The organism is Caballeronia sp. ATUFL_F1_KS4A, assembly GCF_023630905.1.
Taxonomy (GTDB): Bacteria; Pseudomonadota; Gammaproteobacteria; order Burkholderiales; family Burkholderiaceae; genus Caballeronia; species Caballeronia zhejiangensis.
Window position 1 is genome coordinate 13,497 of sequence record NZ_JALQEB010000014.1, and the last position, 19,553, is coordinate 33,049.

Sequence of the window (19,553 nt, forward strand, 5' to 3'; positions counted from 1 at the left end):
GGAACCGCATGGGCATCGAACGGGAATTGAAACTCGCGCTCGCGCCGTCGCAACACGACGACGTAGCGCGCTTCTTCGACGAACGCACCGGCGCGGGCAAGCCGATCGAGCTTGCCAACGTCTACTTCGACACGCCGGACTGCGCGCTCGCGAAGGCGAAATCCGCGCTGCGCCTGCGCCGCACGCCGGAGCAATGGCTGCAGACGTTCAAGACGCTCGGCAAATCGGTGGCTGGCCTGAGCAACCGGCACGAGTGGGAGTTGCCGGTGCAAGGCGAAGCGCTCGAAATCGATGCGCTCATCGCCGCCTGCGACAACGACGCCGCGCGCGAAGCGCTGGAACGCGCCGCGCCGGACCTGATCGCGCTGTTCAAGACCAACTTCAGGCGCATCGTCTGGGACATCGAGCGCGAGGGTTCGCATATCGAAGTCGCGCTGGATCGCGGCGAAATCACGGCGGACGTCGACGGCACGACGCGTCGCGCGGATATCAGCGAGCTGGAGCTGGAACTGAAATCCGGCGAGGAAAGCGCGCTTTCGATGCTCGCGGCGGAATTGCGCGGCGCGTTTCCCGAGATCGTTCCCGAAGACCTCAGCAAGGCGCAGCGCGGCTATCTGCTACGCGAGCCGCCCGAAGGCAAGAACCGCAACGCATGAATCAGCAGCCTTCCCTTTTCGCGGATAACGAAGCCGCGAACGCGTCGTCGAACTCCACGACGCTCGAAAGTCAGTTCGACGCGCTGCCCGCCGACTGGCGCCGCCATCTGAAGCCGTTCATCGACAGCAAGCATTACGCGGCGTTGTGCGCGTTCGTCGATGCCGAGCGCGCCGCTGGCAAGACCGTCTATCCCGCCGATGTCTTTCGCGCGCTGCGCCTCACGAGTCCTGCCGACGTGAAGGTCGTCATCCTCGGACAAGACCCGTATCACGGCGAGGACAAAGGCGCGCCGCAAGCGCACGGCCTCGCGTTTTCGGTGCCCGCACCCGTGCGCCCGCCGCCGTCCTTGCGCAACATCTTCAAGGAGATTCACGCGAGTCTCGGATTTCCCGCGCCCGCGCACGGTTGCCTCGATTCGTGGGCCAAACAAGGCGTGCTGCTGCTGAACACGTCGCTGACGGTCGAGCGCGATAAAGCCGGAAGCCACGCGAAACGCGGCTGGGAACAATGCACCGACACGCTGATCCACGAAATGGCGCAGCGTCACGATGGCCTCGTGTTCATGCTGTGGGGTGCACACGCGCAGGCGAAGCGCAAGCTGATCGACGACACGCAGAAGGCGCATTGCGTGCTGGAGGCGGCGCATCCGTCGCCGTTGTCGGCGTATCGCGGATTCTTCGGCTGCGGGCACTTCGCGCTCGCGAACGAATATCTGACGAAGCACGGACGCGCGCCGATCGACTGGCGTCTGCCCGCCGAGCCTGAATTGCTCGCCTGAAACGCAAAAAACCCCGCCACGCGAGGTTTTTCTTCGATACGAAAGCGCTTAAACCGCTGCGATCGCCTCACGCGCCGACGCGAGTGCCGCGCCAGCCGCTTCCGGTCCCATGTTCAGGCCTTCGGCGTAGATGAAGTTCACGTCCGTCATGCCGAGGAAGCCGAGGAACGTCTTGAGGAACGGCGTCTGCGAATCGTTCGGCGTGCCTGCGTACTTGCCGCCGCGCGCCGACACCACGTACACCTTCTTGCCCTTCACGAGACCTTCCGGACCATTCGCGGTGTAGCTGAACGTGATGCCCGCACGCGCGATCCAGTCGAAATACGTCTTCAGTTGCGACGAGATGCCGAAGTTGTACAGCGGCGCTGCGATTACGACGATATCCGCGGCTTGCAGCTCGGCGATCAGCGCTTCGCTCTTCGCGTTGATCGCGGCTTGCTCGGCGGTGCGCTGATCGGCGGGCGTGAAGAACGCGCCGAGCGTGGCGTCGTCGAGATGCGGCAGCGCGTCGCCCAGCAGATTGCGCACGACCACCTTCGCGCCCGGATTGCTTTGTTGCAGTTTCGCGGTCAGTTCGTCGGCGAGCAGCGTCGATTGAGCCCCTTGCGAACGGGCGGCGGAGTTGATCTGGAGAATCGTCGTCATGATGGCTTCCTGTCTCTGAGAGGTTCGGGCGCACTCGGCGTCCCGTTAGGAAGCATTCTTCTCATTTCGACCTTCGGGAAAAAGCCGTCAGATCGTGACGGATCGTTGCACCGATAGAACAATCCGCCACATATTCCGGCGATCAGCCTTTCAGCCAGCGCTCGCGCCATTGTTTCGACGGACCCCGACCGTCGATGGCCGTCAGCACGTAACGCGCGACTTCCGGTCCGTCCAGCTTGACCTCGGTGCGGCGCAGCTCGTCGCGACGGAACGCGTGCACCTCCACTTTCGCGCCCGGCAGATAACGCGACAGCAGCGCATCGAGATTCGAGCCGTTGACGCGCAGTCCGTCGATCGCGACGAGCACATCGCCCGCCGACAATCCCGCCTTCTGCGCCGCGCTGCCTTCGTGGACGACGGCGAGCGTGCAATCCGCGCCGCCACGCACGCGCGCGCCGAGCGACGGCTTGACGGCCGCGCCGTTGCCCGGCAGATCGGGGGCGAGCGCAATGCCGAACGGCTCGAAAAGCGCATCGAGCGGCAAATCGCGCGTGCCGCGCACGCCGTCGCGGAACAGCGAGCGCAGGTCAGCGCCGGCCGCTTCGGCGAAAAGCGCCTCGACGTCTTCCTCCGCAATGCCGCGCCCCTTGCCGTTGTAAAACTCGCGACCGTAGCGCTGCCAAAGCAGACGCATCACGTCGTCGAGCGACTTGCGGTTGTCGGTCTGCGCGCGAATCGACAGATCGAACGCCAGCGCGACGAGCGAGCCTTTCTGGTAATAGCTGACGATCGCGTTCGACGCGTTTTCGTCGGCGCGGTAGTACTTCACCCAGGCGTCGAACGAGCTTTGCGCGACCGATTGCTTGAACCGCCCGGAGCCGCGCAGCACGCCGCCGATCGTCTTGCCGAGCAGACTGAAATAATCGCCGGCGGAAATCAGGCCGCTGCGCACGAGCATCAGATCGTCGTAGTACGACGTGAAGCCTTCGAAGAGCCACAAGAGCGTCGTGTAATTTTCCTGCGACAGATCGTACGGCGCGAACGTCGCCGGCTTGATCCGCTTCACGTTCCACGTATGGAAATACTCGTGGCTGCACAGGCCGAGATACGTGCGATAACCCTCGGTCGTTTCCGGGCGGCCCTGCACCGGCAGATCCGTGCGATTGCAGATGAGCGCCGTCGATGCGCGATGCTCCAGCCCGCCGTAACCATCGCTGACGGCGACGGTCATGAACACGTAGCGATCCATCGGCGCTTTCTTCGTGCGCGGCTCGAAGAGCGCGATCTGCGCTTCGCAGACGCGCTTCAGGTCGGCGGCGAGCCGGTTCATATCGAGATTGACGACGCGCCCCGAAATCACGATGTCGTGCTTCACGCCGTGCGCGCTGAAACTGCCGAGCGCGAATTCACCGAGCGTGACCGGATGGTCGACGAGTTCGTCGTAATTCGCCGCTTCATAGGCGCCGAAACCGTAGCGCTTCGTGCCGCGCGCTTCTGAAAGCGCCGTCGCGACGCGCCAGTTGCGATACGCGCCGCCCTGCGGCGGTTCGATATCGACGACGCACGGCGCGCCCGACTGCCCTTCCACCGCGAGGAACGTGCTCGTGCCGTTGAAGAAGCCGACGGTGTCGTCGAGATGCGCGGCGCGCACCGACATGTCCCACGCGTAGACCTCGTAGCGCAGCGTGATCGGGCCGTCGGTCGGCGCGGCTTGCCACGCGTGCTTGTCGATCTTTTCGATGGCGATCTTGCGGCCCGCCGCGTTGAACGCCTGCAGCGTCACGATGTTGCGTGCGAATTCGCGGATCATGTAGCTGCCCGGAATCCAGACCGGCAGCATGAAGCGCTGGCCGGCCGGATCGGGAACGGCTACGGTCAGCGTCACTTCGAAGAGATGCGCGGCGGGATTTTTCGGAACGATGCGGTAGCGGACGGGCTGCACCGTTTGCAAAAGCGTAGTCATCTCGATGTCCTTTGTTCTTGTTCTGGGCGCGTCGATCTTGAACGAACCGCGCCCGGCGCCTTGCTTGTTTACGCTGCGCTTTCGGAAAAGCAAGGCCGTAAAAACACAGGAGGCGCATGACGCGCCTCCCTTCTTCGTTTCGGACCGCGCTCAGCGCACGGCGGACAGTTCCTTTTCGAGCCGGTCGGCGGGCACGGCGCCTGGCAGACGCCGGCCATCGGCGAGGAATACGGTCGGCGTGCCGGTGACGTTCATCGCGCGGCCGAGCTTTAGATTCTTGTCGATGGCGGTCGTATCGCACGATGCCGACGCGGTCGGCGCCTTGTGATCGAGCATCCAGCTTTCCCACGACACACCGCGATCCTGCGCGCACCAGATCGACTTCGACTTGGCCGTCGAATCGGGCGAGAGCACCGGATACAGGAAGGTGTAGACCGTCACGTTGTCGATCGACTTCAGCGTCGATTCGAGTTGCTTGCAGTACGGGCAGTTCGGATCGGAAAACACCGCGATCTTGCGGCTGCCGTTGCCCTTCACGACCTTCACCGCGTTCTCGAACGGCAGCTTCGCGAAGTCGATCTTGTTGGTTTCGGCAAGCCGCGCCTCGGTCAGGTTCTTGCTGTTCCGTGTATCGACGAGATCGCCGATCAGCACGTAATTGCCGCTCGCGTCGCTATACACGATCTGGGAGCCGAGATTCACCTCGTAGAGACCGGGAATCGGCGTCTTTTCGATGCTCTTGATGGTCGCGTCGCCCATGCGCGATTCGAGGGCCGACTTGAGCTTGTCGGTGGTCTGATCGGCCTGCGCCGAACAGCCGACGCCGAGCGTCACGGCGAGCGCCGCGGCCGTCGCCAGGGCCAGTCTGAGGGTGGTTTTCATGCGGTTTCCTGTGAGTCGTGCGGCATCGCGCCCGAGAAAGTGAGATTGTTTCAGCCGAGCGCCGCCGAGACGAGCCAGCGCTTGATGAGCGGCTGCGCGCCGACGAACGCCATGCCGGTGTTGCGGACCGCGCGCGCGAGCGTACCCGGCACGGCGAAAAGCCGCTGCAGGCCGTCGGTCGCGAACATGAGCTTCTGGATGTCTTCACGGCGCGCGCGTTCGTATCGGCGAAGGAGGATCGGATCGCCGAGATCGCGGAACGACTCCTTGTTCGCGATGACGTCCGCGAGCGCGGCGACGTCGCGCAGGCCGAGGTTCATGCCCTGCCCCGCGAGCGGATGAATCAGATGCGCGGCATCGCCGACGAGCGCAACACGCGGCGCGACGAGTTTGTCGACGGTTTGCAGCCCGAGCGGAAAGCCTTGCGCCGGCGTCACGCAATCGAGCGTGCCGAGCTGGTTTTGCGTTGCCGTTTCGACTTGCGCGGCGAGTTGCGCCGGATCGAGCGCGAGCAGTTCGTCGGCGTGTTCGGTGCGCGCGGACCACACGAGCGAAACGTGATCGCCCGGCAGCGGCAAGAGCGCGATGATTTCGGTATCGCGGAACCATTGGTACGCCGTTTCGCCGTGCGGCTTTTCGGCCTTGAAATTGGCGACGACGCCCGTCTGCCGATAATCGCGCCGATTCATCTTCGCGCCCATTTGCGCGCGCACCCACGAATGCGCGCCGTCCGCGCCGACGATCAGATCCGTCTCCAGCATTTCGCCGCTCGCGAGCGCAATGTGCGCGGCGTCGGTTTCGACCGTCATGCCCTGCGCGCGCGATTCGAACCACGAAAGACTCGGCGAAAAGCGCAACGCGGCATCGAGCGATTGCTCGATCAGCGACGATTCCACGATCCACGCGAGCTGCGGCACCGACGCCTGAAACGCCGAGAAGTGCAATTCCGCGTGGGCATCGCCGAACACGCGCATGTCGAAGACGGGACCGAGCCGCGAACGATCGAGCGCCTGCCAGACGCGCAGACGCTCCAGCAGCGCCTGCGAGCTCGACGACAGCGCGTAGATGCGCGAATCGAACGCCGCGCCCGGCGGCAGGCCAGCCGCGCGCGACGCGACGAGCGCGGTGCGCAGCCCGGATTGCGCGAGCGCGAGCGCCGCCGTCTTGCCGACGAGCCCGCCGCCGACGACGATAGCGTGAAATTTCAGTGGATGCGGAGTCATCCGGGCATTATAGCCGTGGGGTTCGAACGGGTTTGCGAGCCGGCCGCGGCGCTTGCCCGCGACGGTGCGGCGGTACAATAGCGGTTTGCCTGGCCGCCGCACGCGGCCGTAGCGTGGCGGGCGGTTCTCGCCCGCTCATTGCGCACCATTTTTGACGAAACCCGCGCGGCCCGCGCCGTCTTACCAGTTCGAAGGATTCCATGAGCCTCCAATGCGGCATCGTCGGCTTGCCTAATGTCGGCAAGTCCACTCTTTTCAATGCGTTGACCAAGGCGGGCATTGCCGCCGAGAACTATCCGTTCTGCACCATCGAGCCGAACGTCGGCGTGGTCGAAGTGCCGGACGCGCGCCTCACCGCGCTCGCCGAAATCGTGAAGCCCGAGCGCATCCTGCCGGCGGTCGTCGAATTCGTCGATATCGCGGGGCTCGTCGCCGGTGCGTCGAAAGGCGAAGGCCTCGGCAATCAGTTCCTCGCGAACATCCGCGAAACCGACGCGATCACGCACGTCGTGCGCTGCTTCGAGGACGAGAACGTGATCCACGTCGCGGGCCAGATCGATCCGATCGCGGATATCGAAGTCATCAATACTGAACTCGCGCTCGCTGACCTGGCGACGGTCGAAAAAGCGCAGGCGCGCTATTCGAAGGCGGCGAAGTCGGGCAACGACAAGGAAGCGATCAAGCTCGTCGCCGTGCTGGAAAAAGTGCGCGCGCAGCTCGATCAGGCGAAGCCGGTGCGCGGCCTTTCGCTGACGGAAGAAGAACTGCTGCTCATCAAGCCGTTCTGCCTGATCACGTCCAAGCCGACGATGTACGTCGCGAACGTGAAGGACGACGGCTTCGAGAACAACCCGCATCTCGACGCGGTGCGCAAGCATGCGGAAGCGGAAAACGCGCCGGTGGTCGCGGTGTGCGCGGCGATCGAAGCGGAAATCGCCGATCTCGACGATGCCGACAAGCTCGAATTCCTCGCCGACATGGGCATGGACGAGCCGGGCTTGAATCGCGTGATTCGCGCGGGTTTCAAGCTGCTCGGCCTGCAGACGTACTTCACGGCGGGCGTGAAGGAAGTGCGCGCGTGGACGATTCATATCGGCGATACGGCGCCCCAGGCGGCGGGTGCCATTCACACGGATTTCGAGCGCGGGTTCATTCGCGCGCAGACCATCTCGTTCGATGACTACATCGCTTATAAGGGCGAGCAAGGGGCGAAGGAAGCCGGGAAGATGCGCGCCGAAGGGAAGGAGTATGTCGTGCACGACGGGGATGTCATGAATTTCTTGTTTAACGTCTGACGCGCGACGTAAAGAAACGTCAAAGCGGCTTGCCTCGCGAAGCGGAGTGTCTTTTCATGGACACTCCGCTTTTTTCTTGCGCGGACGAGACAACGCAGCAACGCTGCGATCGACAAAAACAACGAGACATAACCACGAGATGCAGAGACACGCACTGCGCGCATTCACAGCTTTCACGCTGATCGCGGCGAGCTTGCTCGCAACGTCCGGCGCCTTCGCCTATCGCGGCAACCCGTACCAGTATCAACCGCAGCCCGACGAGTCCGATCTCGACAACCACGGTCATTACGTCAACCGCGACGGCAACGTCGTCCACTCGCCCGCGCGCACGCGCTCCGGCGCTGTCCCCGCGGGCGCGACCGCGCAATGCCGCGACGGCTCCTACAGCTTCAGCCAGCATCACAGCGGCACATGCTCGCGGCACGGGGGCGTAGCCGCCTGGCAATGACCGCCTCCACCGCGAAGTACAATGCCACCTCATCCCGCCTGCGCGAAACGCCACGGCGGGAACGCGCGAATCCGCGCCACCGAACATCCTCGCGCGCCGAACCGGGCGCCCCGCATTCATCCATCCAGCTAGGACAACATGGCCCAATACGTCTTCACCATGAACCGCGTCGGCAAGATCGTCCCGCCGAAGCGTCAGATCCTGAAAGACATCTCCCTTTCGTTCTTCCCCGGCGCCAAAATCGGTCTGCTCGGCCTGAACGGTTCCGGCAAATCGACGCTCATCCGCATCATGGCGGGCGTCGACAAGGACATCGAAGGCGAAGCCACGCCGATGCCCAATCTGAACATCGGCTATCTGCCGCAGGAGCCGCAGCTCGATCCGCAGCAGACCGTGCGTGAAGCCGTCGAAGAAGGTCTCGGCGATGTCTTCCTGGCGCAAAAGAAGCTCGACGAAATCTACACCGCCTACGCCGAACCCGACGCCGATTTCGACGCGCTCGCCGCCGAACAGGCGAAGTACGAAGCCATCCTCTCGACGAGCGATGGCGGTAGCCCCGAGCAGCAACTCGAAGTCGCCGCCGACGCGCTGCGCCTGCCCGCGTGGGACGCGAAAATCGAACATCTGTCGGGCGGCGAAAAGCGTCGCGTCGCGCTGTGCAAGCTGCTGCTGCAAAAGCCCGACATGCTGCTCCTCGACGAACCGACCAACCACCTCGACGCCGAATCCGTCGAATGGCTCGAACAGTTTCTGACGCGCTATCCGGGCACCGTCGTCGCGGTGACGCACGATCGCTACTTCCTCGATAACGCCGCCGAATGGATTCTCGAACTCGACCGCGGACACGGCATTCCGTGGAAGGGCAACTATTCGAGCTGGCTCGATCAGAAGGAAGACCGCCTGAAGCAGGAAGAGGCGAGCGAATCCGCGCGTCAGAAGGCGATCAAGAAAGAACTCGAATGGGTGCGACAGAATCCGAAGGGACGTCAGGCGAAATCGAAGGCGCGTATCGCGCGATTCGAGGAACTCAACAGCCAGGAATACCAGAAGCGCAACGAAACGCAGGAAATCTTCATTCCGGTCGGCGATCGCCTCGGCAATGAAGTCATCGAGTTCAAGAACGTCAGCAAGGCGTATGGCGACCGCCTGCTCATCGACAACCTGAACATGAAGATTCCGGCGGGCGCGATCGTCGGCATCATCGGGCCGAACGGCGCCGGTAAGTCCACGCTCTTCCGCATGCTGACCGGCAAGGAGCAGCCGGATTCGGGCGAAATCGTCAAGGGACCGACGGTCAAGCTCGCGTACGTCGATCAGAGCCGCGATGCGCTCGCCGCCGACAAGACCGTCTTCGAGGAAATCTCCGGCGGCGCCGACGTCCTCACGGTCGGCAAATACGAAACGCCGTCGCGCGCGTATATCGGCCGCTTCAACTTCAAGGGCAGCGATCAGCAGAAACTCGTCGGCAATCTGTCCGGCGGCGAGCGCGGACGTCTGCATCTGGCGAAGACGCTCATCGCGGGCGGCAACGTGCTGCTGCTCGACGAACCGTCGAACGACCTCGACGTCGAAACGCTGCGCGCGCTCGAAGACGCGCTGCTCGAATTCGCCGGCTCCGTGATGGTGATTTCGCACGACCGCTGGTTCCTCGACCGCATCGCGACGCACATCCTCGCGTTCGAGGGCGATTCGCACGTCGAATTCTTCGACGGCAACTATCAGGAATACGAGGCCGACAAGCGCAAGCGTCTCGGCGAGGAAGCCGCGAAGCCCAAGCGTCTGCGCTACAAGCCGATCACGCGCTAACGTCTGACGAAAGAGCCTATGCGGGGGCGCGCACCGACATCAGGCGTAAAAGTGGCGACTGTGTAGGGCGCAGTCGCCACTTACTTTTTCGAGCGACGCTTTCCAGTAAGCCGACACGGAGACACACGCAGATGGCGGGATCGAGCGCGCGGCGGGGAGCGCTTTGGGCAATCGGAATCGTCGTGGCGCTCGTCGTCGTGGTGATCGGCGGCTGGTTTTTCGTCGTCCATCAGATGAAAGAGCGGATCCTCGAGACGCTCGGCCCGAACGGTTCGGTGGAAGAGATCGACGTCGGCTTCGGGCACGTCACGCTCTCGCGCGTGCGGCTGCGCGGCCCGAAAGACTGGCCAGCCGGCGACGCGATGCGCGCGGAGCGCATCGTGCTCGACGTCGACATGCAATCGCTCATCTCGAGGCCGATTCATCTGCGCAGCGTGAGCGTCGACAACTACTATCTGTCGATCGTCCGCTCCGCCGATGGCCGCGTACGCATCCTGCCCGGCCTCAAGGAAACCGCGCGCGAAGCCGACGCCCGGCCCGACAGCAAGGAACGTCAGGAGCACGCGCAAGAAGAAAAAATCATCGATCGCGTGTCGTTCGAGCGCGGCTCGATGGAGTTCTTCGACGGCTCCGTGCAGAACCCGCCGTATCGCGTGCTGATCGGCGATGCGCGCGCCACTGTCGATCATCTGCATCTGCCCGCGCTCACCGAGCGCACCGAGCTTTCGATGACCGGTTCCATCAAAGGTCCGTCGCACACGGGCAACGTCACGTGGGGCGGCTGGATGATCATCGCCAACAAGGATTCGCAGACGCGCGCGACGCTGCGCAACGTCGATGTCGCGACGCTCGATCCGTATCTGCTGAAGAAGGCCGGCGCAAAGGCGGCGGTGACAGGCGGCACCATCGACATGACGATCGATGCAACCGTGAAGAATTACCGCATTCACGCGCCCGGCACGTTGACGCTGAATCATCTGCAGATCAGCGATACCGGCAACGCGCTCGACACCTTTCTCTCGATTCCGACGAAAGCCGCGATCGCCGCGCTCAAAGACCGCAAGGAACAGATCAAGCTCGACTTCACGCTCGAAGGCGATCTGCGCGATCCGAAATTTTCGCTGAGCGAGAGTCTGTCGAAGAAGCTCGCGGCGGGATTCGCGAAGGCGCTGGGCGTCAGCGCTGAAGGCGTCGCGCGCGGCGCGGGCGATACGGTTCGGGGAATCGGCAACGCGCTGAAGAACCTGCTCGGGCAATAGCGCGTCGCCTTCTCGCTTTACTTTCAGATCGGCAGATTCAGCGCGCGCAGCTTCGTTTCGGTTTCCAGCGCGCCGGTGTAGTGAACGCCGTGCCAGCCGAGCGCCGTCGCGGCTTGCGCGTTCATCGGGTTGTCGTCGATGAACACGAGTTCGTTCGGCTGAACGCCCGGCAGATGCCGTTCGATTTCCGCGCGCATCAAACCGAAAATCTGCGGATCAGGCTTCACGAGGCCCACGCGCCCTGACACGACGATCTCGCGAAACTTCCGCAAGACGTCGAAGCGTTCCCACGCATACGGAAACGTCTCCGCCGACCAGTTCGTGAGGCCGAAGAGCGGCACGCCCGCCGCTTCGAGCCGGTCGACGAGCGCCACGCCCTCTTCCAGCACGCCGGACACCATTTCCGGCCAGCGTGCGTAGAACGCGCGGATCAGCGCTTCGTGCTCGGGATAGACGGCGATCAGTTCGGCGGTGCCGTCCTCGATGGTCTGCCCGCCGTCCTGTTGCACGACCCATTCCATCTTGCAGACGTTGTCGAGGAACCAGCGGCGCTCGGTGTCGTCTGGAATCAGATGCTTGTAGAGATATTCGCGATTCCAGTCGATCAGCACGCCGCCGAAATCGAATACGACTGCCTTGATGGTCATTGCTCGCTGCTCCGTGGGTCAGATCGCCTTGGTCCGCTCTTCGAGCCATGCCAGCGCCTTGCCCGTCACATGCGGCGACACGCGGCGCCGCACGGTTTCGTGATACGCGTTGAGCCACGCGCGTTCGTCTTCGCGCAGCAACGACACATCGATGCAGCGCGCGTCGATCGGACAAAGCGTCAGCGTTTCAAACTCGAGGAAATCGCCGAATTCGGTCTTGCCCGCCGCCTGGTTCATCACGAGATTCTCGATGCGGATGCCCCACTTGCCCGGCCGATAAATGCCCGGCTCGACCGACGTGATCATGCCCTCTTCCATCGCCGTCCACGGTTCGGCGGGCGCGTAGTGCGAAATTACTTGCGGGCCTTCGTGCACGTTCAGGAAATAGCCGACGCCGTGTCCCGTGCCGTGGCCGTAGTCCGCGCCCGCTTCCCAGATCGGCGCGCGCGCGATCGAATCGAGCATCGGCGAACGGATGCCGCGCGGAAAACGCGCGCGCGAAAGCGCCATCGTACCCTTCAGCACGACGGTGAAATCGCGCTTGTGCTCGGCCGTGATTTCGCCGATCGGCACGACACGCGTGATGTCCGTGGTGCCGCTCAGATATTGGCCGCCCGAATCGATCAGCAGCAGACCGTTGCCTTCGATGACCGCATGCGACGCTTCCGTCGCGCGGTAATGCGGCATCGCGCCGTTCGCGTTGAAGCCCGCGATCGTGCCGAAGCTCAGCGTGACGAAACCCGGGCGGCGCGCACGCGCGGCAGTCAGCTTCTCGTCGATGGTCAGTTCCGTGATGCGCTCGCGTCCCAGCGCTTCCTCGAACCACGCGAAGAATTCGGCGAGCGCGGCGCCGTCCTGCTCCATCGTCGCGCGGATCTGCTTTGCTTCCGCCGCGGTCTTGCGCGACTTCGCGAACGTCGACGGATTCACCGCCTCGACGATTTTCACCGCCGACGGCACTTTCTCCAGCAAGCCGTGCGTGATTCGGCGCGGGTCGATCAGGAGCGTCGCGCCCGCGGGCAGCGACGCGAGCGATTCCGATGCGGCGGCGTACGGCGCGACGCGCACGTTGTCGCGCGACAGGGATTCGACGAGCGCGCCCGGAATCTTGCCGTCCGCGACGAAAATCGTCGCATCGTCGAGACCGATCAGCGCGTGCGCGACGAAAACCGGGTTGTAGCTCACGTCGCCGCCGCGCAGATTGAAGATCCACGCGAGATCGTCGAGTGTGGAAACGAAGTGCCATTGCGCGCCTTTGGCACGCATCGCGTCGCGCACTTGCGCGAGCTTGTCCGCGCGAGCGACGCTCGCATTCGGCGCCGCATGCTCGTAGACGGCCGCCTCCGGCAAGCCGGGGCGCGCGGGCCACACGGCATCGAGCAGATCGACATCGGTGCGTAATACGATGCCGCGCGCACTCAGCGCATCGGACAGTGCACGCGCCGCCGCGACGCCGAGCACGGTGCCGTCGACGGCGACCGTCGCGCCCGATGCGACGTTTTCAGCGAGCCAGTCGACGTGCGGCGCGGTCTGCTGCCCGCCCATCATCTTCATGAGCACGATGCCGGTGCCGGCGAGTTGCGTCTCGGCTTGCGTCCAGTAGCGGCTGTCGACCCAGACGCCCGCGAAGTCCGCCGTCACCACGAGCGTGCCGACCGAGCCGGTGAAGCCCGAAAGCCACTGACGCCCTTGCCAGCGTTCCGGCAGATATTCGGAAAGATGCGGATCCGCCGATGGAATCAGCACGGCGGCGAGCTTTTCGCGCGCCATCTGGCCGCGCAACGACTCGATGCGGCTCGCGAACATGGCGGGTTCCGGAATGGCTGAATCTGCAATGCGATCGTTCATGAAGTCACCTGCTTGAAAGCCCGCGTAGGGCGCGAAGAGCACGACGCGCGGCAAGGATCACCCGCCCGCGTCACAAAATCGAGATCAGCGGCGCGCCGCCAGTCCGACAGTCGTCGTCACGACGAAGAGCGCGAAGACCGCGCACGCGAGCCATTCGAGCGTGTCGCCGTCGTGATATACATCGACGATATTGCCGAGCATGCGCGCAACAACCGTCGCCAGTATGCCAGCGGCGATGGCCGTCCAGACGTAGCCCGCCGGACCGCGCGCGACGCGTCCCGCACGCCGTAGCGGATGCAGCCACCAGCCCGCCGCGCCGATCACCGCACCGAGAAAAATCAGTCCGATCCAGCCCATCAGCGGCGATGCTCCATCGGTGTCGATTCGTTGCAAAGCGGAGCAGATCGGTGGATGTACATGATTTAGGGCAATCCTCGGCGCGACGTAGCGCTTGAGTTTAGGGGCCGGATATGGGGAGCGCAAGGCTCGGAATGCGCGTACCGAAATCGCATCGAAGGGAACCAAAAGCGCGCTTCTTCTTTTTGAGAAGATTATGCGAGTTTTCCGAAACTCCGCCGCTCGGCCGAATGATAAAATCCTTTCATCTTTGCGCTTTATATATGTTCTTGCCATTTATAAAGCGAACTTCACATTTATCGCCACTTCGTTAATCGCGTTACTGATTTTCACGCGACGAATTGACGGTTTCAAAGGCGGCATTTTCCTATGACTGAAGCCAATCCAATTTCCCTGCGTGGTCTCGAAATGATCGTCACGTATCGCGGCTCCGGTCAGGAAAGGCGCGGTAACCTGCGTGGCGTTCTGCGCCACCTTGTCCGCACCTATTCGGACTTTCACATCTGGCTGATCGAAGCGGACGCCGCGCCCACGTTCAGTTGGACCGAGATCGGCGATTCGCGCATCCGGCACGTATTCGTGCACGATACCGGCCCGTTTCCGAAAGCGAGGCTCGTCAATCTCGGTGCGTTAATGGCAAAAAGCCCGATTATCTGCATGCACGATGCCGATATGATCGCCAATCCACGCATGATGAAATCGGCCGTCGACGCATTAATGGACGGCGATGCCAGCGACGTGCTTTGCCCCTTCTCGCGCGTGCTGAATGTTTCAGGCGATCGACGCCAAACGTTTATCGAATCGGGAAACTTCGACGAATTCGCTCCGTTCATGGAAGGCGATTTACCGGACGATATCAATGTGCTCTACGCCAACACGCCGGGCGCAATCAACCTTTTTAAACGCCCGGAATTCATCCGTATCGGCGGCGTGGATCCGCAGTTCACGGGCTGGGGCGGCGAGGACGACGACCTGTTCATCCGCGGCGCGCGGCTCGGTCTGCGTTGGCATGCACTTGCCGGACCGGATTCCTCGCTGTTTCATCTGAATCATGACTCCGCGTCACGCGCCGCGATGTGCGAGGAAGAACATAGCGCGCGAAACCGGCAAATGGCGCGCCGAACCGATGAAATGCCGATCGAGGAACTGGAGGCGCGAGCGCTCGAGCTTGCGAAGTATTTCCGCTGACCGGCGCGGCTTTCTGTCACACGCTCGTTCCGGCAAACCGCTCGACGCCCGGCTGCGCGGGCGTTTTCGGCACTTCGGGCTCGGTCGCGCCCCAAATGCCACCTATAAATGAAGAAATACGCAAAAGGCTATAATATTGGGCTATCTGAAAGGCCATCGGCTTAGGCCCAAAGCATCAGCCCAAAAAAATGCAGCTCCTCACGATCGGAATCAACCACCACACTGCGCCTGTCGCTCTGCGCGAACGCGTGGCGTTTCCGCTCGAACAGCTGAAGCCCGCGCTGGGCGCGCTGAAGGACATTTGGCTTGGCCCGCTCGCGAAGGCGTCGCCCGAAGCGGCGATTCTCTCGACCTGCAATCGCACAGAACTCTACTGCGCCACCGACGACTCCGCCGCCCGCGAAGCTGCGATCCAGTGGCTCTCGAAGTACCACAACATCCCCGTTCCCGAGCTCGCGCCGCATGTCTATGCGCTGCCGCAGTCGGAAGCGGTGCGTCACGCGTTCCGCGTCGCATCGGGGCTGGACTCGATGGTGCTCGGAGAGACGCAAATCGTCGGACAAATGAAGGACGCGGTGCGCACCGCGTCCGAAGCCGGCGCGCTCGGCACGTATCTCAATCAGTTGTTCCAGCGCACGTTCGCAGTCGCGAAGGAAGTTCGCACGACGACCGAAATCGGCGCGCAATCCGTCTCGATGGCCGCCGCCGCCGTGCGCCTCGCGCAGCGCATCTTCGAGAATATTTCCAGCCAGCGCGTGCTGTTCATCGGCGCGGGCGAAATGATCGAGCTCTGCGCCACCCATTTCGCGGCGCAGAATCCGCGTGAGCTGGTCGTCGCCAACCGCACGGCGGAGCGCGGCGAGAAGCTCGCCGGCCGCTTCAACGGCCGCGCGATTCCGCTTTCCGAATTGCCGTCGCGCATGCACGAGTTCGACATCATCGTGTCGTGCACGGCGTCGACGCTGCCGATCATCGGTCTCGGCGCGGTCGAGCGTGCAGTGCGCGCGCGCCGGCATCGCCCGATCTTCATGGTCGATCTCGCCGTGCCGCGCGATATCGAGCCGGAAGTCGGCAATTTGCACGACGTGTTCCTCTACACCGTCGACGATCTCGGTGCGATCGTGCGCGAGGGCAACGCGTCGCGTCAGGCGGCGGTCGCGCAGGCCGAATCGATCATCGAGACGCGCGTCGCGAATTTCATGCAATGGCTCGATGCGCGCAGCATCGTGCCGGTCATCCGCCACATGCACACGCAGGCGGACGCGCTGCGCCGCGCCGAACTCGAACGCGCGCGCAAGATGCTCGCGCGCGGCGACGACCCCGCCGCCGTGCTCGAAGCGCTCTCGCAATCCCTCACGAACAAGCTGATTCACGGTCCGACGCACGCGCTCAACCGAGCAAGCAGCGAGGAGCGCAACCAGCTCATCGACCTGATGAGCGGCTTCTACCGTCACGGCTCGTCGTCCGATTCGTCGGAACGTTAGCGGCCTTCTCTTTGCTATTCTCAAAGGCTGTCCGCGATTTACGCGGCGGCTTTCCGATCGCAGTTCTTCCTGACGCTCACCGCGTCATCTCCGTCCGATGAAAACGAGCATGCAAGGCAAGCTCGACCAGCTTGCAAAGCGGCTGGTCGATCTCAACGAACTGTTGAGCCGCGAAGACGTGACTTCCGACATGGATCAGTACCGGAAACTCACGCGCGAGCACGCGGAAATCAGTCCGATCGTCGAGCAATACGCTCTGTGGCGACAGGCTTTGACCGACGAAGCGACCGCGCAGGAACTGCTTTCCGATCCGTCGATGCGCGATTTCGCCGAAGAGGAAATCGGCGAGGCGCGCGAGCGCATGACGAAGATCGAAGGCGAACTGCAGACGATGCTTCTGCCGAAAGATCCGAACGACGATCGCAACATCTTCATCGAAATTCGCGCGGGCACGGGCGGCGACGAATCCGCGCTGTTCGCGGGCGATCTGCTGCGCATGTATCTGCGTTATGCGGAACGCAATCGCTGGACGGCCGAGACGATGTCGGAAAGCGTCTCGGATCTCGGCGGCTATAAGGAAGTGATCGTGCGGCTCGCCGGACAGGGCGCGTATTCGCGGCTCAAGTTCGAATCGGGCGGGCATCGCGTGCAGCGGGTTCCGGCGACGGAAACGCAAGGCCGCATTCATACGTCCGCGTGCACGGTCGCGGTGATGCCGGAAGCCGATGAGATCAGCGAAGTCGTCATCAATCCGGCCGATTTGCGCATCGATACGTTCCGCGCGTCAGGCGCGGGCGGGCAGCACATCAACAAGACGGATTCGGCGGTGCGCGTCACGCACTTGCCGACGGGCATCGTCGTCGAATGTCAGGATGACCGCTCGCAGCACAAGAACAAGGATCGCGCGCTGAAGGTGCTGGCCGCGCGCATCAAGGACAAGCAGTATCACGAGCAGCACGCGAAGGAAGCGGCGACGCGCAAGAGTCTGATCGGCTCGGGCGACCGTTCGGAACGCATTCGCACGTACAACTTCCCGCAAGGGCGCATGACGGATCACCGCATCAACCTCACGCTCTACAAGCTCGAGTACATCATGGACGGCGATCTCGACGAACTGATCGGCGCGCTCGTGTCCGAGCATCAGGCGGAGCAGCTCGCGGCGCTCGGGGAAACGGAGTGAGCGACGCCGCCGCGTTATTGCGCGCGTGCGCGCTGCCGCCGCTCGAAGCGCGCATTCTCTTGATGCACGTACTCGGCTGGCGGCGCACGGAACTCATCACGCGCGATCGCGAGACGCTGCCGCAAGACGCGGTCGCGCGTTTCGAGGCGCTCGCGGCGCGGCGCTCGAACGGCGAGCCGATCGCGCAGTTGATCGGCAAGCGCGAATTCTTCGGCCTCGAATTCGACGTGACGCCCGACGTGCTGATCCCGCGGCCGGAAACCGAGTTGCTCGTGGAACTCACGCTCGAAGCCATCGCCGATGCGTCGAACCCGCGCGTGCTCGATCTCGGCACGGGAACCGGCGCGATCGCGATTTCGATCGCCCACGCGCGGCCCGATGCGCGCGTGTGGGCCGTCGACCGGTCGCGCGCCGCGCTCGATGTCGCGCGCGGCAACGCTTCGCGCCTGCTGAAGAGCGGTAACGTGACCTTCGTCGAAAGCGATTGGACCGCGAACATCGATCCGTCGTTGCGGTTCGAGGCGATCGTCAGCAATCCGCCGTATATCGCGAGCGGCGATCCGCATCTCGAACAAGGCGACCTGCGCTTCGAGCCGCGCGGCGCGCTCACCGACGACGCCGACGGTTTGTCCGCGATCCGCACGATCGTCGATAACGCGCCGCGTCTTCTCGCGCACGACGGCGCGCTGTGGATCGAGCACGGCTACGACCAGGCGGAATCGGTGCGCGCGCTGCTCACCGCACGCGGTTTCAGCGACGTGCACTCGATGCGCGATCTCGCGGGCATCGAACGTTGCTCGGGCGGCCGGTTCGCGGCCTGACGGCCCGGCTCGTGTAATCGAAATCCGCTATCATTTCGAGAACTCTCACCGAAATCTCAAGCGCAGGAACGCCATGGATACGCAAGAACGCATCAAACAAATCGTCGATCAGAACGCGGTCGTCCTTTTCATGAAGGGCACGGCGCAATTCCCGATGTGCGGCTTCTCCGGCCGCGCAATCCAAGTGCTCAAGGCATGCGGCGTCGATCAGATCAAGACCGTGAACGTCCTCGAAGACGACGAAATCCGCCAGGGCATCAAGGAATTCTCCAACTGGCCGACCATTCCGCAGCTCTACGTGAAGGGCGAGTTCATCGGCGGCTCGGACATCATGATGGAGATGTATCAATCGGGCGAACTGCAACAGCTTTTCGCCGCCGCTTAAGTCTTTAGCAAGTGAGCGCGCCCGCTGCCGCGAAACGACGGCTCATCGTCGCGATCACCGGCGCAACGGGCGCCATCTACGGCGTGCGTCTGCTCGAGACGCTGCGCCGGCTGTCCGGCGTCGAGACGCATCTGCTCGTTTCCAGCGCCGGCTGGCTCAATATCCAGCACGAACTCGAACTCGATAAAGCCGCGGTCCACGCGTTCGCCGATGTCGTCCACAGCGTGCGCGATGTCGGCGCGACCATTGCGTCGGGTTCGTTCGCAACCGACGGCATGGTGGTCGCACCCTGTTCGATGCGAACGCTCGCGAGCATCGCGCACGGTCTCTCCGACAATCTCATCACTCGCGCCGCCGATGTCGTGCTGAAAGAACGTCGCCGTCTGGTGCTGCTTGTGCGCGAAACGCCGTTCAACCTCGCGCATCTGCGGAATATGACGGCCGTCACCGAAATGGGCGGTGTGATCTTTCCGCCGTTGCCGGCGTTCTATCAGAAGCCGGCGAGCATCGACGAAATGGTCGATCACACCGTCGCGCGCGTCATCGATCTGTTCGGCTTTGCCCAACCGGTTGCACCCGCGTGGCGCGGGCTGCGCGGCGAAGCGTCGGATTGACAACGCCGGCGACACAATTCATTGCCCATCGGACCGTTTATAAACGAAGCTAGCGGTACTACATTCACGGCAT

19 protein-coding genes are annotated in these 19,553 nt (G+C 63.4%); 12 read left to right on the plus strand and 7 right to left on the minus strand.

From position 1 onward, the window contains the following. Window positions 1–8: 8 nt before the first annotated feature. Window positions 9–656, plus strand: coding sequence for a CYTH domain-containing protein (locus NCS03_RS12275; RefSeq protein WP_008344419.1), 648 nt, complete (start codon window positions 9–11; stop codon window positions 654–656). Continuing rightward, on the plus strand, window positions 653–1,435 hold the full coding sequence (locus NCS03_RS12280) for a uracil-DNA glycosylase (RefSeq protein WP_008344418.1): 783 nt from the start codon (window positions 653–655) through the stop codon (window positions 1,433–1,435). Before NCS03_RS12275 ends, NCS03_RS12280 begins: the two co-directional genes overlap by 4 nt. Window positions 1,436–1,483: 48 nt before the next feature. Here the strand turns inward: NCS03_RS12280 and NCS03_RS12285 are convergent, their stop codons facing one another. From NCS03_RS12285 to NCS03_RS12300, 4 genes are all read right to left on the minus strand, one after another. Beyond that, the gene (locus tag NCS03_RS12285; protein ID WP_008344416.1) at window positions 1,484–2,080 is read right to left on the minus strand and encodes an FMN-dependent NADH-azoreductase; all 597 of its coding nucleotides are present in this window, start codon (window positions 2,078–2,080) and stop codon (window positions 1,484–1,486) included. Window positions 2,081–2,222: 142 nt separating this feature from the next. Then, window positions 2,223–4,022, minus strand: coding sequence for a M61 family metallopeptidase (locus tag NCS03_RS12290; protein WP_250529228.1), 1,800 nt, complete (start codon window positions 4,020–4,022; stop codon window positions 2,223–2,225). Between the two features lie 171 nt (window positions 4,023–4,193). Next, entirely contained in the window at window positions 4,194–4,925 is a 732-nt protein-coding gene (locus NCS03_RS12295; RefSeq protein ID WP_034473936.1) for a DsbC family protein, read from the minus strand. Window positions 4,926–4,975: 50 nt separating this feature from the next. Next, the gene (locus NCS03_RS12300) at window positions 4,976–6,148 is read right to left on the minus strand and encodes a UbiH/UbiF family hydroxylase (RefSeq protein ID WP_239295457.1); all 1,173 of its coding nucleotides are present in this window, start codon (window positions 6,146–6,148) and stop codon (window positions 4,976–4,978) included. A 200-nt stretch (window positions 6,149–6,348) separates the two neighbouring features. Here NCS03_RS12300 and ychF point away from each other — a divergent pair, with 200 nt between their 5' ends. The 4 genes from ychF (at window position 6,349) to NCS03_RS12320 (ending at window position 10,956) form a co-directional block, all read left to right on the plus strand. Continuing rightward, window positions 6,349–7,443 (plus strand): redox-regulated ATPase YchF, encoded by a 1,095-nt coding sequence (ychF, locus tag NCS03_RS12305; RefSeq protein ID WP_034473932.1) that lies wholly within the window; start codon window positions 6,349–6,351, stop codon window positions 7,441–7,443. Window positions 7,444–7,582: 139 nt separating this feature from the next. After that, window positions 7,583–7,891 carry a DUF3761 domain-containing protein gene (locus NCS03_RS12310; RefSeq protein WP_250529221.1) on the plus strand — a complete coding sequence of 103 codons (309 nt, stop codon included), beginning with the start codon at window positions 7,583–7,585 and terminating at the stop codon, window positions 7,889–7,891. Between the two features lie 138 nt (window positions 7,892–8,029). Further along, entirely contained in the window at window positions 8,030–9,697 is a 1,668-nt protein-coding gene (ettA, locus tag NCS03_RS12315; RefSeq protein WP_250529222.1) for an energy-dependent translational throttle protein EttA, read from the plus strand. Window positions 9,698–9,828: 131 nt separating this feature from the next. Next, on the plus strand, window positions 9,829–10,956 hold the full coding sequence (locus tag NCS03_RS12320) for a DUF748 domain-containing protein (RefSeq protein WP_008344403.1): 1,128 nt from the start codon (window positions 9,829–9,831) through the stop codon (window positions 10,954–10,956). Between the two features lie 23 nt (window positions 10,957–10,979). Here the strand turns inward: NCS03_RS12320 and NCS03_RS12325 are convergent, their stop codons facing one another. From NCS03_RS12325 to NCS03_RS12335, 3 genes are all read right to left on the minus strand, one after another. Next, a complete protein-coding gene (locus NCS03_RS12325) occupies window positions 10,980–11,603 on the minus strand; it encodes an HAD family hydrolase (RefSeq protein WP_250435229.1) in 624 nt (207 codons plus the stop codon). Window positions 11,604–11,621: 18 nt separating this feature from the next. Beyond that, window positions 11,622–13,409 (minus strand): aminopeptidase P family protein, encoded by a 1,788-nt coding sequence (locus tag NCS03_RS12330; protein ID WP_502801519.1) that lies wholly within the window; start codon window positions 13,407–13,409, stop codon window positions 11,622–11,624. A 126-nt stretch (window positions 13,410–13,535) separates the two neighbouring features. Continuing rightward, the gene (locus NCS03_RS12335; protein ID WP_034473925.1) at window positions 13,536–13,808 is read right to left on the minus strand and encodes a hypothetical protein; all 273 of its coding nucleotides are present in this window, start codon (window positions 13,806–13,808) and stop codon (window positions 13,536–13,538) included. 369 nt (window positions 13,809–14,177) lie between these two features. Between NCS03_RS12335 and NCS03_RS12340 the strand changes: the two genes are divergently transcribed. From NCS03_RS12340 to NCS03_RS12365, 6 genes are all read left to right on the plus strand, one after another. Continuing rightward, window positions 14,178–14,996, plus strand: a complete 819-nt coding sequence (locus tag NCS03_RS12340) for a glycosyltransferase family 2 protein (protein ID WP_250529224.1) — start codon at window positions 14,178–14,180, stop codon at window positions 14,994–14,996. A 188-nt stretch (window positions 14,997–15,184) separates the two neighbouring features. Continuing rightward, window positions 15,185–16,480 carry a glutamyl-tRNA reductase gene (gene hemA, locus NCS03_RS12345; protein ID WP_008344394.1) on the plus strand — a complete coding sequence of 432 codons (1,296 nt, stop codon included), beginning with the start codon at window positions 15,185–15,187 and terminating at the stop codon, window positions 16,478–16,480. Between the two features lie 97 nt (window positions 16,481–16,577). Continuing rightward, a complete protein-coding gene (gene prfA, locus NCS03_RS12350) occupies window positions 16,578–17,660 on the plus strand; it encodes a peptide chain release factor 1 (protein WP_034473922.1) in 1,083 nt (360 codons plus the stop codon). Beyond that, entirely contained in the window at window positions 17,657–18,481 is an 825-nt protein-coding gene (prmC, locus tag NCS03_RS12355) for a peptide chain release factor N(5)-glutamine methyltransferase (RefSeq protein WP_239295460.1), read from the plus strand. Before prfA ends, prmC begins: the two co-directional genes overlap by 4 nt. 73 nt (window positions 18,482–18,554) lie before the next feature. After that, on the plus strand, window positions 18,555–18,866 hold the full coding sequence (gene grxD, locus NCS03_RS12360) for a Grx4 family monothiol glutaredoxin (RefSeq protein WP_034473919.1): 312 nt from the start codon (window positions 18,555–18,557) through the stop codon (window positions 18,864–18,866). Between the two features lie 11 nt (window positions 18,867–18,877). Continuing rightward, window positions 18,878–19,480, plus strand: a complete 603-nt coding sequence (locus NCS03_RS12365; RefSeq protein WP_034473917.1) for a UbiX family flavin prenyltransferase — start codon at window positions 18,878–18,880, stop codon at window positions 19,478–19,480. The last annotated feature ends 73 nt before the right edge of the window (window positions 19,481–19,553 follow it).